Annotated in this window: 1 pseudogene; it reads left to right on the forward strand. The window is 59.8% G+C overall.

The annotated features are described in order from the left end of the window. Nucleotides 1-316, forward strand: a pseudogene (locus ACVA58_RS27890) (hypothetical protein); the annotation flags it as partial.

A 316-nucleotide genomic window follows, 5' to 3' on the forward strand; every position in this document is an offset into this window, starting at 1 on the left:
GACGCGTGGCATCCGCAAGGTGTTGCTGGAAGGCGCCGAGTTGTATCGCGCCGAGGCCAAGAACCAGGAAACCATCCAGAAGTTCAGCCACGGCACGCCGGACGACTGGATCGAGCACAACCTGTACTCCAAGTTCACGTGGCAAGGCGTTGGCCTGATGCTGATCCTAGACGTGCTGATGTTTGGCGCGATCGGCCTGACGGTGTGGGCGGTCCAGATGCTGTGGATTCCGATCAATGCTGCCGGCATCATCAACGGTCTGGGCCACTACTGGGGCTATCGCAATTTCGACTGCGAAGACGCCTCGACCAACGTG

This window comes from Photobacterium sp. DNB22_13_2 (genome assembly GCF_052873915.1).